The sequence below is a fragment of the Rhizobium sp. SYY.PMSO genome, assembly GCF_046840415.1.
Lineage (GTDB): Bacteria > Pseudomonadota > Alphaproteobacteria > Rhizobiales > Rhizobiaceae > Rhizobium.
The window spans coordinates 1,474,798-1,487,004 of the sequence record NZ_CP177349.1 but is presented as its reverse complement, the minus strand read 5'-3'; the positions used below and the strand labels follow the sequence as shown (position 1 = coordinate 1,487,004).

Annotated in this window: 11 protein-coding genes; 7 read left to right on the top strand and 4 right to left on the bottom strand. The window is 60.5% G+C overall.

Annotation, left to right across the window (positions count from 1 at the left end):
- Nucleotides 1-60: 60 nt before the first annotated feature.
- Both ACJJVH_RS07260 and ACJJVH_RS07255 read right to left on the bottom strand, forming a co-directional pair.
- Complete coding sequence (locus tag ACJJVH_RS07260; RefSeq protein WP_112797570.1) at nt 61-987, bottom strand: pseudouridine-5'-phosphate glycosidase; 927 nt, start codon at nt 985-987, stop codon at nt 61-63.
- A 46-nt stretch (nt 988-1,033) separates the two neighbouring features.
- Entirely contained in the window at nt 1,034-1,978 is a 945-nt protein-coding gene (locus ACJJVH_RS07255; RefSeq protein WP_412064996.1) for a carbohydrate kinase family protein, read from the bottom strand.
- Nucleotides 1,979-2,217: 239 nt separating this feature from the next.
- On the opposite strand from ACJJVH_RS07255, the gene recA reads away from it, so the two are divergent.
- The 4 genes from recA to ACJJVH_RS07235 all read left to right on the top strand — a co-directional run bounded on the left by recA (nt 2,218) and on the right by ACJJVH_RS07235 (nt 7,630).
- Nucleotides 2,218-3,303, top strand: a complete 1,086-nt coding sequence (gene recA / locus ACJJVH_RS07250) for a recombinase RecA (protein ID WP_112797567.1) — start codon at nt 2,218-2,220, stop codon at nt 3,301-3,303.
- A 174-nt stretch (nt 3,304-3,477) separates the two neighbouring features.
- Nucleotides 3,478-6,135, top strand: coding sequence for an alanine--tRNA ligase (alaS, locus tag ACJJVH_RS07245; protein ID WP_412064995.1), 2,658 nt, complete (start codon nt 3,478-3,480; stop codon nt 6,133-6,135).
- 27 nt (nt 6,136-6,162) lie between these two features.
- Nucleotides 6,163-6,696 carry a hypothetical protein gene (locus tag ACJJVH_RS07240; RefSeq protein WP_162751903.1) on the top strand — a complete coding sequence of 178 codons (534 nt, stop codon included), beginning with the start codon at nt 6,163-6,165 and terminating at the stop codon, nt 6,694-6,696.
- Nucleotides 6,697-6,778: 82 nt separating this feature from the next.
- Entirely contained in the window at nt 6,779-7,630 is an 852-nt protein-coding gene (locus tag ACJJVH_RS07235) for an AraC family transcriptional regulator (protein ID WP_412064994.1), read from the top strand.
- 46 nt (nt 7,631-7,676) lie between these two features.
- On the opposite strand, the gene ACJJVH_RS07230 is transcribed toward ACJJVH_RS07235, so the two are convergent.
- Together ACJJVH_RS07230 and ACJJVH_RS07225 are read right to left on the bottom strand one after the other, a co-directional pair.
- Nucleotides 7,677-8,303 carry a glutathione S-transferase family protein gene (locus ACJJVH_RS07230; RefSeq protein WP_113422910.1) on the bottom strand — a complete coding sequence of 209 codons (627 nt, stop codon included), beginning with the start codon at nt 8,301-8,303 and terminating at the stop codon, nt 7,677-7,679.
- A gap of 119 nt (nt 8,304-8,422) precedes the next feature.
- Nucleotides 8,423-9,637, bottom strand: coding sequence for an NADP-dependent isocitrate dehydrogenase (locus ACJJVH_RS07225; RefSeq protein ID WP_112797558.1), 1,215 nt, complete (start codon nt 9,635-9,637; stop codon nt 8,423-8,425).
- Between the two features lie 222 nt (nt 9,638-9,859).
- Here ACJJVH_RS07225 and ACJJVH_RS07220 point away from each other — a divergent pair, with 222 nt between their 5' ends.
- From ACJJVH_RS07220 to murI, 3 genes are all read left to right on the top strand, one after another.
- Nucleotides 9,860-10,465: a hypothetical protein gene (locus ACJJVH_RS07220; RefSeq protein WP_113503420.1), complete on the top strand. Its 606-nt coding sequence runs from the start codon at nt 9,860-9,862 to the stop codon at nt 10,463-10,465.
- A 115-nt stretch (nt 10,466-10,580) separates the two neighbouring features.
- Nucleotides 10,581-11,423 (top strand): RNA methyltransferase, encoded by an 843-nt coding sequence (locus ACJJVH_RS07215; RefSeq protein ID WP_112797554.1) that lies wholly within the window; start codon nt 10,581-10,583, stop codon nt 11,421-11,423.
- Nucleotides 11,404-12,204, top strand: coding sequence for a glutamate racemase (gene murI / locus ACJJVH_RS07210; protein WP_112797552.1), 801 nt, complete (start codon nt 11,404-11,406; stop codon nt 12,202-12,204). The genes ACJJVH_RS07215 and murI overlap by 20 nt, the downstream gene beginning before the upstream one ends.
- Nucleotides 12,205-12,207: the final 3 nt, after the last annotated feature.

Below are 12,207 nucleotides of genomic sequence, written 5' to 3'. Positions count from 1 at the left end.
ACAAAAAAGGCCGGGCGATCTTTTGAAGCGCCCGGCCTTTTTTCGCAAATGCGGCCCTGATTATTCCGCCAGGGCGACGGCGATTTCCGCAGCCAGGCGCGCATTGTTTTCGACAAGCGCGATATTGGTCTTGAGGCTGCGGCCTTCGGTGATATCGAAGATGGTGCTGAGCAGGTACGGCGTCACTGCCTTGCCGGACACTTCGTCGCGCTCGGCGCTGTCGATGGCGCGCTGGATATAGATTTCCATTTCCTCGCGCGGGATTTCGGCGGCTTCCGGAACCGGATTTGCAATGAGCATGCCACCGTCGATGCCGAGCTGTTCGCGCGTGGTCTGGAAGTTGGCGATAGCAGCGGGGCTGTTCAGCGTCAGCGGGCTCGCAAGGCCGGAAGAGCGCGACCAGAAGGCCGGGAATTCGGTGCTGTCATAGGTTACGACCGGAACGCCGCGCGTTTCCAGCACTTCGAGCGTCTTCGGAATATCGAGGATCGCCTTGGCGCCGGCGCAGACGACGATGACGCCGGTGCGGGAAAGCTCTTCGAGGTCGGCCGAAATATCGAAGCTCTCTTCAGCGCCGCGATGCACGCCGCCGATGCCGCCGGTGGCGAAAACCTTGATGCCGGCGCGTGCCGCGGCGATCATGGTGGCGGCAACCGTCGTTGCGCCGGTGCGGCGCTCGGCGATCGCAAAGGCGATGTCGGCGCGCGAAACCTTCATCGCGCCTTCCGTCTTCGCCAGCGCTTCCAGCTCTTCCGGCTCGAGCCCGATGTGCAGCGTACCGTGAATGACGGCGATGGTCGCCGGGACGGCGCCTTCCTGCCGGATGATTTCCTCGACGCTGCGGGCCATCTCGATATTGCCGGGATAGGGCATGCCGTGGGTGATGATGGTCGATTCCAATGCCACGACCGGCGCGCCGCGCAGCTTGGCGGCGGCGACTTCCTTCGAATAGGAGATCGGAAGCAGTGGCGAGATAGGCTGGGTCATTGTCGTTTCCAATTCACTGAAACAGTATACGCGTTTTGAACAGGCTTCATGACAGAATTTCGGCCTTGGGAACAAGGGCCAACGTCATCTTTAGCAGTTCGGCGGAGAGATTTTCTGCGGTCGCATAGGGAGATTGAACGGTGATCGCGGCAGCCGCTGCCCCGTGCCGCACGGCTTCGGCCAGATCGTGGCCGGCGAGCAAGGCGGAAAGGACGCCCGAGGCAAGCGAATCGCCCGCCCCGGTGACATCGGCGACATTATCGACGACAGGCGGTTGCAGGGTGACGACGGCATCGCGCGAAAAGGCGATCAGCTCGCGCTTGCCGCGGGTGATCACACCGTTGCGCAGGCCGAGCGCGCGCAAGGCGGTTACCCATTCGCGCGGGTCTTCCGGGCGGCTTTCGGTCAATGCGGCGGCTTCGGCTTCGTTGAGGAACAGATGGTCGATGGCGGCAAGGCTTGGCTTCAGCCGCACGACCTTTGCCGGCGAGATCGCAATGGCGGCGACGGGTTTGCCGCATATCGCGGCCTTTGCCGCGATTGCAGCCAAAGTCTCGGCCGGCAGATTGGCGTCGCAAAGAATGAGGTCCGCATCCTCGAAAGCGTCGCGAACGGCACGAATCGCCAGGCGCCTGGGAACGAACAGCTTGTAGAGCTCCATATCCGCAAGCGCGATCACGAGGTTGCCGTCGTGCTCGAGGATGGCGGTATAGCTTGGCGTCTTGCGGTCGAGGAAGACGAACGGCGTGTCGTCGATGCCGGCCTGGCTGGCGGCTTCGGCCACCATTTCGCCTGAAGGATCGCCCCCGCGTGGCGAAATCAGCCTGACGTCGAAACCCAGGCGGGAGAGATTTCGTGCCGCGTTGAAGCCGCCGCCGCCGGGCTCCTCGAACCAGGCCCCGGGGTTGCTGGCCCCTGGCGCCGTCTCGCCGAATATGCGGCCGCGCCGGTCGATGTGAGCGCCGCCGAGAACGAGAATCTTCTTCGCCATCTGCTTATCCTCGGCAATCGAAAAGACGAATCGGGCGGCGCGGCGCCATGCCCGAATTGATCGTCCCGGACGTGTAACTATCTGGGAAGAAAGGAGAAAACAAAAGTAGAACGGAAATCATTTTACCTTTTTCTTTCAATCGCTTGTTGTGCTCTTGCGATAATAGAACAAATAGAGTACAGAATTCTCATCGGCGGCGACATTGCTAGAGCGGCTCCAATAACCTAAAGGTGGATCGAATGTCTCAGAATTCTTTGCGGCTTGTAGAGGACAAATCGGTGGATAAAAGCAAGGCACTTGAAGCGGCACTCTCTCAAATTGAGCGGTCGTTCGGCAAGGGCTCGATCATGAAGCTCGGCTCTAACGAGAATGTGGTCGAAATCGAAACGGTTTCCACCGGCTCCCTGAGCCTCGATATCGCTCTCGGCATTGGCGGCTTGCCGAAGGGGCGCATCATCGAAATCTACGGGCCTGAAAGCTCGGGTAAGACGACACTGGCGCTGCAGACCATTGCGGAAGCCCAGAAGAAGGGCGGTATCTGCGCTTTCGTGGACGCGGAACATGCGCTCGATCCGGTCTATGCCCGCAAGCTCGGCGTCGATTTGCAGAACCTCTTGATCTCGCAGCCGGATACCGGCGAGCAGGCGCTTGAAATCACCGACACGCTGGTTCGCTCCGGCGCCGTCGACGTTCTCGTGGTCGATTCCGTCGCGGCATTGACGCCACGCGCCGAAATCGAAGGTGAGATGGGTGACAGCCTGCCGGGCCTGCAGGCCCGCCTGATGAGCCAGGCGCTGCGCAAGCTCACGGCTTCGATTTCGAAGTCCAAGACCATGGTGATCTTCATCAACCAGATCCGTATGAAGATCGGCGTCATGTTCGGCTCGCCGGAAACGACGACGGGCGGCAATGCGCTGAAATTCTATGCTTCGGTTCGCCTTGACATCCGCCGCATCGGCGCCGTCAAGGAGCGGGAAGAGGTGATCGGCAACCAGACCCGCGTCAAGGTCGTCAAGAACAAGATGGCGCCGCCCTTCAAGCAGGTCGAGTTCGATATCATGTATGGCGAAGGCGTTTCCAAGACCGGTGAGCTGGTCGATCTCGGCGTCAAGGCCGGCATCGTCGAAAAGTCCGGTGCCTGGTTCTCCTATAACAGCCAGCGCCTCGGCCAGGGCCGCGAGAATGCGAAGATCTTCCTGCGCGATAATCCGGATCTTTCCCGCGAGATCGAATTGTCGCTGCGTCAGAATGCCGGTCTCATTGCCGATCGCTTTCTGCAGAATGGCGGCCCGGATGCCGATGATGGCGACGCTTCCGGAGAATAATGATTTCCGGAAAGCAATGACCGGCTTGAGATGAGACTAAAAAACCGAAACCGGCTGCATTGTCCAAGGGATGTGCGGCCGGTTTTGTTCGTGCGGCTGGACAGCGCCCGGAGCGAACGATAAAAGCCACTGACTTTGACGCAAGTTGCCGAGCGCAGGACTGAAGGGCCCCATATGAGCGGTGTGAATGAAATCCGGTCGACCTTTCTCGACTATTTTAAGAAAAACGGCCACGAGATCGTGCCGTCGAGCCCGCTCGTACCGCGCAACGATCCGACATTGATGTTCACCAATGCCGGGATGGTGCAGTTCAAGAACGTCTTCACCGGCCTGGAGCAGCGTCCCTATACGACGGCCTCGACGGCGCAGAAATGCGTGCGCGCCGGCGGCAAGCACAACGACCTCGACAATGTCGGCTATACCGCGCGTCACCACACCTTCTTCGAGATGCTCGGCAACTTCTCCTTTGGCGACTATTTCAAAGAGCGCGCCATCGAGCTTGCCTGGAACCTGATCACCAAGGAATTCGGCCTCGATGCCAAACGCCTGCTGGTCACGGTCTATCACACCGACGACGACGCCTTTAACCTGTGGAAGAAGATCGCCGGCCTCTCCGACGACCGGATCATCCGCATCGCGACCAGCGACAATTTCTGGGCGATGGGCGATACCGGCCCCTGCGGTCCCTGTTCGGAAATCTTCTACGATCACGGCGATCATATCTGGGGCGGCCCTCCCGGGTCTCCGGAAGAAGACGGCGACCGTTTCATCGAGATCTGGAATCTCGTCTTCATGCAGTTCGAGCAGATCACCAAGGAACAGCGCGTCGACCTGCCGCGCCCGTCGATCGACACCGGCATGGGCCTCGAGCGCGTTGCCGCCGTGCTGCAAGGCAAGCACGACAACTACGATATCGACCTGTTCCGCGCGCTGATCGAAGCTTCGGAAGAAGCGACGGGCGTCAAGGCCGAGGGCGAGCATCGCGCCAGCCATCGCGTCATCGCCGACCATCTGCGTTCCTCCGCCTTCCTGATCGCCGATGGCGTGCTGCCGTCGAACGAAGGCCGCGGTTACGTGCTTCGCCGCATCATGCGCCGCGCCATGCGCCACGCGCAGCTGCTCGGCGCCAAGGAACCGCTGATGTGGAAGCTGCTGCCGGCGCTGATCCAGCAGATGGGCCGTGCCTATCCGGAGCTGGTGCGCGCCGAAGCGCTGACCTCCGAGACGCTGAAGCTCGAGGAAACCCGTTTCCGCAAGACGCTGGAACGCGGCCTGTCCCTGCTCAACGATGCCACTTCGGACCTGCACAAGGGCGACAGCCTGGACGGCGAAACCGCGTTCAAGCTCTATGACACCTATGGCTTCCCGCTCGACCTGACTCAGGACGCGCTGCGCGCCCGCGGCATCGGCGTCGACATTTCAAGCTTTACGGATGCCATGGAGCGCCAGAAGGCCGAGGCGCGCTCACACTGGACCGGCTCCGGCGACAAGGCGACCGAGACCATCTGGTTCGAGCTCAAGGAAAAGCTGGGCGCGACCGAATTCCTCGGCTACGACACGGAAACGGCCGAAGGCGTCATTCAGGCGATTGTCAGGGATGGCGTTGCCGTCGATAGCGCCGCTGCCGGCGACAAGGTGCAGATCGTCGTCAACCAGACGCCATTCTATGGCGAATCCGGTGGTCAGATGGGCGATACCGGCGTCATTTCCAGCGACAACGGCAAGCTGACGGTCGGCGATACCCAGAAGAAGGGCGAAGGCCTTTTCGTTCACAGCTCGGAAGTGTCCGAAGGCAAGATCAAGGTCGGCGATGCCGTCGTGCTGACGGTCGATCATAACAGGCGCTCGCGCCTGCGCGCCAATCACTCCGCCACTCACCTGCTGCATGAGGCCCTGCGCGAAGTGCTGGGCACCCATGTCGCGCAGAAGGGGTCGCTGGTCGCGCCCGAGCGTCTGCGTTTCGACGTCTCGCATCCGAAGCCGATGACGGCCGAGGAGCTCAAAGTCGTCGAGGAGATGGCAAACGAGATTATCCTGCAGAATTCGCCCGTGACGACACGGCTGATGAGTGTCGACGATGCCATCGCGGAAGGCGCAATGGCGCTGTTCGGCGAGAAGTATGGCGATGAAGTCCGCGTGGTGTCGATGGGACAGGGTGTTCGCGGCATCAAGTCTGGCAAGCCTTATTCGGTCGAGCTCTGCGGCGGTACGCATGTCACCGCTACGGGACAGATCGGCCTCGTGCGCATTCTCGGCGAAAGTGCCGTCGGCGCCGGCGTGCGCCGTATCGAAGCCGTGACCGGCGAATCCGCGCTTGGCTATCTTGCGGAACAGGACGAGCGTGTGAAAAACCTCGCCTCGACGCTGAAGGTTCAGCCGGCTGATGTCGTCTCGCGCGTCGAAGCCTTGATGGACGAGCGCCGCAAGCTGGAACGCGAATTGGCCGATGCCAAGCGCAAGCTTGCGATGGGTGGTGGTCAGGGCGGCTCGGCCGATGCGATCCGTGACGTCAATGGCGTCAAGTTCCTCGGCAAGGCCATTTCCGGCGTCGATCCCAAGGACCTCAAAGGCTTGGCCGATGAAGCCAAGGCAGGCCTTGGCTCCGGTGTCGTTGCGCTGATCGGCGTTTCGGAAGACGGCAAGGCAAGCGCCGTCGTCGCCGTGACGGAAGATCTGGTCGGCCGCTTCAGCGCCGTCGATCTCGTGCGTGTCGCTTCGGCTGCGCTCGGTGGCAAGGGCGGCGGCGGCCGTCCCGACATGGCCCAGGCCGGCGGCCCGGATGGCGCCAAGGCCGATGAGGCGATCGAGGCGATTGCTGCGGCACTCGCTTAAGGATTGTGGTTCTGCTAAGTTGGGCCATTGGCCCAACTTTCAGCAGCGGCGCAGGAGCTTTGTGAAAGTGATATTTTACCGCTCGCGCTCATCTGTTATTCAAGGACTACTCTTTGTTTTTGGGGGGGCGCCTTTATGGCGTTCTTTGCGTACCTAGGCTATTACACCGAAGGTTTGGGCAGCTATCTTCTTTTTATCGGGATTTCGGGTGCTCTGCTATTTCTGATGTTGGTGCCCGTTTATGTATCCAAGGCTCTTGGCAGGCGCCTGGCGTTTGATTTTTCCCCCGAAGGCCTTATCGCCTCAGACGTTGCGAGGGAACGTATTCCCTGGAGCGACATCGTCGGTGCAAAGGTTCAATACTTCAAAAAGGGAGAGGGCGTGAGGCTGGAGATCCGGGAAGATAAAGCAAGGCAACTGAAGACGAGTTGGTTGGCAAAGATCAACAGACCGTTCTATGGCGCTTCCGAGTTCTACGTCAGCCAGGGAGGCACCACGCTCTACGCTTACCAGCTGGCTGAGCTCATCAACCATCGGGGCGTTTCCGAGCCTACTGAATAGTTTCCCATTCATCTCAACTCCGCAGGATTTGTCAAATCGGGTTATGGTCTTGTCGGGCCGATCGATTTGCAAGGGGTTTGACATGAATGGCGGAACGGCGTGGACGCTTTACGAGACCCGGCTGCGGCGGGTTTCGGCCTATATCCACGAGCATCTGGATGAAGAGCTCGATATGGAAAAGCTCGCCGAAATCGCCTGCATGTCCAGCTATCACTGGCACAGGATCTATCGGGCGATCTATGGCGAGACGGCGGCGGCGACCGTCAAGCGGCTCCGGCTGCATCGTGCCGCCGGCGATCTCGTCAACACCCGCCTATCCGTCAGCGACATTGCAAAGCGGTCGGGCTATCCCAACCTCCAGTCGTTCAATCGCATTTTCAGATCCGTCTACGGCATGCCGCCGGCACGATATCGGAAAGAGGGAAGCCACACGATCTTCGAACCCAGCACCCAGGGAAGGATTACGGTCATGTTCGACGTTACGCTTCGCACCATTTCCCCGATGTCACTGATCGGTGTCGCCCATCGCGGCTCCTACATGCAGATCGGCCAGGCTTTCGAAACGCTCTTCGGCACCATCTTTGCTCGCGGCCTTGCCGGGCCCGATATGCGCATGATCGGCATCTATCTCGACGATCCCGATGTCGTGGACGTGGATAAGCTGCGCTCCTACGCCTGCGTCACTGACGATGAGGCCGTCGCTGTGGATGCTCCTCTGGAGCGGCGCTCGCTCGAAGGCGGCGAGTATGCCGTGCTGCGCCACAAGGGCCCTTACGCAAACATGCACAAAGCCTATCAATGGCTCTATGCGCAATGGCTGCCGGCTTCCGGGCGCCAGCTGCGCGATACCGTCATGTTCGAGGATTACATCAACAATCCGCGCCACGTATCACCTACGGAGCTATTGACCGATATCTATATGCCGCTGAAATAGCGGCATGTCATCTCGGTTGAGGATTTTACTCTAATATCCTGTAATTTCAGGAATTAGCCGGCTTCGGCATGGCCGCATTGTCGATCTCGTTGCCGCGGCGGTAGGCGTCGCGGTCGCTGACCCGGCTCCAATAATCGATGAAGGCCGGCCGTTTTTCGATCGTCCCGAAATTGAGGCCGTAGCCGACATGCGAACCGACATAGACGTCGGCGGCGGTAAAGCGATCACCGGCGATGAACGGCGCGGTGGTGACGGCGTGCTCCATGGCATCGAGCACGTTTGCGAAGCTGCCGCAGCCGGCCATGCGCAGGCGTTCCGGCGGAACTTCGAAGCCGAGGGCGCGATTGGTGATCGCCATCTCGAAAGGTCCGGCTGCAAAGAACATCCAGCGGAAGTAGCGGCCGCGCTCGGCCGCCGTCGGGGCAAGTCCTGCCTGCGGAAAGGTCTCGGCCAGATAGGCGCAGATGGCAGCACCTTCGGTGACGACGGTATCGCCGTGCCTGATGGCCGGCACCTTGCCCATCGGATTGACGGCAAGATATTCCGGGGCCTTCATCGTCGTGCCGTAATCGAGATATTCGGTGCGGTAGGGCTGGCCGATCTCCTCCAGCATCCAGCGGGCGATGCGTCCGCGCGACATCGGATTGGTATAGAAAACGAGTTCCTCGGTCATTTCTCTCTCCCTTTTGTTGCGCGCATTGTCGCCATTCGTTTGTCGCCTCGGCAAGATTCCGGGCAAAAGAAAACCCGGCGCTAAGGCCGGATTTTCGTATCTCTCCATGTCGACAAGGCTCAGGCGGCCATGGCCTTCTTGAGGTTCTCGTCGATCTTGTCGAGGAAGGCGGTGGTCGAGAGCCACGGCTGATCGGGGCCGATGAGCAGCGCCAGATCCTTGGTCATGAAGCCGGCTTCGACGGTATCGACGCAGACCTTTTCGAGCGTCGAGGCGAACTTCGCGAGTTCGGCATTGTCGTCGAGCTTGGCGCGGTGAGCGAGGCCGCGGGTCCAGGCGAAGATCGAGGCGATCGAGTTCGTCGAGGTTTCCTGACCCTTCTGGTGCTGGCGGTAGTGGCGGGTAACCGTGCCGTGCGCGGCTTCGGCTTCGACCGTCTTGCCGTCCGGCGTCAGGAGAACCGAGGTCATCAGGCCGAGCGAGCCGAAGCCCTGGGCAACCGTGTCGGACTGGACGTCGCCGTCGTAGTTCTTGCAGGCCCAGACGTAGCCGCCGGACCACTTCAGGGCGGAGGCGACCATGTCGTCGATCAGGCGGTGTTCGTAGGTGATGCCGGCTTCGTCGAACTGAGCCTTGAACTCGTTCTGGTAGACTTCTTCGAAGATGTCCTTGAAGCGGCCGTCATAGGCCTTGAGGATGGTGTTCTTCGTCGACAGGTAGACCGGCCACTTGCGCATCAGGCCGTACATCATCGAAGCGCGAGCGAATTCGCGGATCGACTCGTCGAGGTTGTACATGGCCATGGCAACGCCGGCGCCCGGAGCGTTGAAGACTTCCTTTTCGATGACCTGGCCGTCTTCGCCGACGAACTTGATGGTCAGCTTGCCCTTGCCGGGGAATTTGAAGTCGGTGGCGCGATACTGGTCGCCGAAAGCGTGGCGGCCGACGACGATCGGCTTGGTCCAGCCCGGAACCAGGCGCGGCACGTTCTTGCAGATGATCGGCTCGCGGAAGATGACGCCGCCGAGGATGTTGCGGATCGTGCCGTTCGGGCTCTTCCACATCTGCTTGAGGTTGAATTCCTTGACGCGGTCTTCGTCCGGCGTGATCGTCGCGCACTTGATGCCGACGCCGTGCTTCTTGATGGCGTTGGCGGCATCGATGGTGACCTGGTCGTTGGTCGCGTCGCGGTTTTCGACAGAAAGGTCGTAATAGTCGATATCGATATCGAGGTAGGGGTAGATCAGTTTGTCTTTGATAAACTGCCAGATGATGCGAGTCATTTCGTCGCCATCGAGATCGGCAACGGGGTTAGCGACCTTGATCTTCTTCATACTTCTGCCTCGTTTAAGCTGATGGGACCGGATGGTCCTGTGGTGAATGTGAAGTCCCGAGCGCTATAACACCGCAAGCCCCGAACGCAAAGCCGATAGAGCCTCCGGCATCGCGTTTTTGATCATTCGTGACATCGGCCGCTTTTTGCGATCGGGCCATTGCCAAAGCGACCGATGGGACTAATGTCGCGCAAGTTTTGCCTGTAGCCACGGAATCACGTCATGCAGAAATACGCCGCAGCCGCACTTGCCTTCACGCTCTTTCAGATCCCGTTCGGCGCGCAGGTGGCGTTGGCGGCCGATGCGACCACGCCGGTCAAGGCCATCATGGACGCGACCGTTTCCAACTGGGCGGGCGGCGACAGCGACTGGCAGGATATTTTCGACGAGAGCAAGCTCAAGGATATCTACAGCAAGGATTTCGCGGCGAAATACGAGGCTGCAGCGCAATTTCCCGCGGCCGACGAGGATGGCATCTCGCCATTCGACTATGATGTCATCGTCAACGCGCAGGACGCCTGTCCGCTGGAGGATGTGAAGATTGCCGCCCAGCCGCCCAAGGATAATGTGACCGAGGTGCTGGCAACCTTCAAGAAGTCCACCTGCATGGGCTCCGATGCCGATTACCAGAAGGTGACGACCGTGCGCTTCGAGGTCATCGAGGAGGATGGAAGGCCCGTCGTCGACGATATCGTCACGAATGACGACAACGGCAATCCAAGCTCGCTGAAGAGCGTGATGCAGGATCTCGTCAAACAGCAGCAGCAGCAACCGGCTGACCAGACCCAGCAGCCGTCGGATCAGCAGAAGCCGGCCAATCCGCAGTAAATCGGATGCGGCTCGTTCTGCGGTTCCTGCGTAAAAACCTTGCCGATCGGCCGGTGTCTCGCTATTGCGACCCGTAATTGGCGCGAGTGGGTTCGCGCGCGGAGATCAGGGCATCATGGCAGGCACCAACAGCGAACGTCCACTTCTGGCCGAGGGGCCGGCCATCATTCTGGTCGAGCCGCAGATGGGCGAGAATATCGGCATGGTGGCGCGCGCCATGGCGAATTTCGGGCTTGTCGAGCTTCGCCTGGTCAATCCGCGTGACGGCTGGCCGAACGAAAGGGCGCAGGCGACCGCTTCGAAGGCGGATCACATCATCGAGGCGACGAAGGTCTACGAGACGCTGGAACAGGCGATAGCCGATCTCAATTTCGTCTATGCGACGACGGCGCGCGAGCGTGACGGCTACAAGCCGGTGCGTTCTCCGGTCGTCGCGGCCGAGACGCTTCGCGCCCGGTTCAAGGCGGGCGAGGGTAGCGGCATTCTTTTCGGGCGCGAGCGCTGGGGCTTGACCAACGAGGAGGTGGCGCTGGCCGACGAGATCGTCACCTTTCCCGTCAATCCGGCTTTCGCCTCCTTGAACATCGCCCAGGCCGTTCTGCTGATGTCCTATGAATGGATGAAATCGGGTATGGAGGATCTGGGTGCCGTGCCGTTCCAGGCGATCGAGCAGCGGCCCTCTACGAAGGAACAGCTTTTCGGCCTGTTCGACCAGTTGGAGGAGGCGCTGGATGCCCGCAATTATTTCCATCCAGCCGGGAAAAAGCCGAAAATGGTCGACAATCTCCGGGCTGTCCTCTCGCGCCGCGCGTTCACCGAACAGGAAATCAGCGTCTTGCGCGGGGTGATTTCGTCTCTCGACCGCTTCACACGAAAATCGCCCCGCGGCAGCGGCTCGCATCCCAGGCCCTCCAAAGCTCCCAAGGAAACCACGAGCGATGACAGCAACGGCGAATGAGCTGAAACCGGTCCTCGTGTTCGATTCCGGGATCGGTGGCCTGACCGTGCTGCGCGAAGCGCGGGTGCTGATGCCGGAGCGCGGTTTCATCTATATTGCCGACGATGCCGGCTTTCCCTATGGCGGCTGGGAAGAACAAGCGCTGAAGGAACGCATCGTCGACATCTTCGTCAAGCTGCTGGCACAATACGATCCGGAAGTCTGCATCATCGCCTGCAACACGGCCTTCACGCTTGTCGGCGCCGACCTGCGTGCCGCTTTTCCGCAGATGACGTTTGTGGGGACTGTGCCGGCGATCAAGCCGGCGGCGGAGCGAACGCGCTCCGGCCTGGTCTCCGTGCTGGCGACTCCGGGCACCGTCAAGCGCGCCTATACGCGTGATTTAATTCAGTCCTTCGCCACGCAATGTCATGTTCGGCTGGTGGGATCGGAAAATCTGGCGCGGCTGGCGGAGGCCTATATCCGCGGCGATGCGATCGCGGACGAGGCTGTCATGACGGAGATCGATCAGTGCTTCGTCGAGTTGGATGGCCGCAAGACCGATATCGTCGTGCTCGCCTGCACGCATTATCCCTTCATGGCCAATATTTTCCGCAGGCTCGCGCCATGGCCGGTCGATTGGCTCGATCCGGCCGAGGCGATCGCAAGACGGGCGCGCAGCCTGGTGCCGCAGGTGGCCGATGCCGTTCATCCCGACAATTTCGACTTCGCTGTCTTTACCTCCGGTGCGCCGGATTTTCCCACCCGGCGGCTGATGCAGGGTTTTGGACTCAAGGCTTGATGA

Bases quoted from the DNA above. Each gene is read 5' to 3' on its own strand.
- ACJJVH_RS07235 (WP_412064994.1), top strand. From the start codon at position 6,779: ATGAATGGCGGAACGGCGTGGACGCTTTACGAGACCCGGCTGCGGCGG.
- recA (WP_112797567.1), top strand. From the start codon at position 2,218: ATGTCTCAGAATTCTTTGCGGCTTGTAGAGGACAAATCGGTGGATAAA.
- murI (WP_112797552.1), top strand. From the start codon at position 11,404: ATGACAGCAACGGCGAATGAGCTGAAACCGGTCCTCGTGTTCGATTCC.
- alaS (WP_412064995.1), top strand. From the start codon at position 3,478: ATGAGCGGTGTGAATGAAATCCGGTCGACCTTTCTCGACTATTTTAAG.
- ACJJVH_RS07215 (WP_112797554.1), top strand. From the start codon at position 10,581: ATGGCAGGCACCAACAGCGAACGTCCACTTCTGGCCGAGGGGCCGGCC.
- ACJJVH_RS07255 (WP_412064996.1), bottom strand. From the start codon at position 1,978: ATGGCGAAGAAGATTCTCGTTCTCGGCGGCGCTCACATCGACCGGCGC.
- ACJJVH_RS07260 (WP_112797570.1), bottom strand. From the start codon at position 987: ATGACCCAGCCTATCTCGCCACTGCTTCCGATCTCCTATTCGAAGGAA.
- ACJJVH_RS07225 (WP_112797558.1), bottom strand. From the start codon at position 9,637: ATGAAGAAGATCAAGGTCGCTAACCCCGTTGCCGATCTCGATGGCGAC.
- ACJJVH_RS07230 (WP_113422910.1), bottom strand. From the start codon at position 8,303: ATGACCGAGGAACTCGTTTTCTATACCAATCCGATGTCGCGCGGACGC.
- ACJJVH_RS07220 (WP_113503420.1), top strand. From the start codon at position 9,860: ATGCAGAAATACGCCGCAGCCGCACTTGCCTTCACGCTCTTTCAGATC.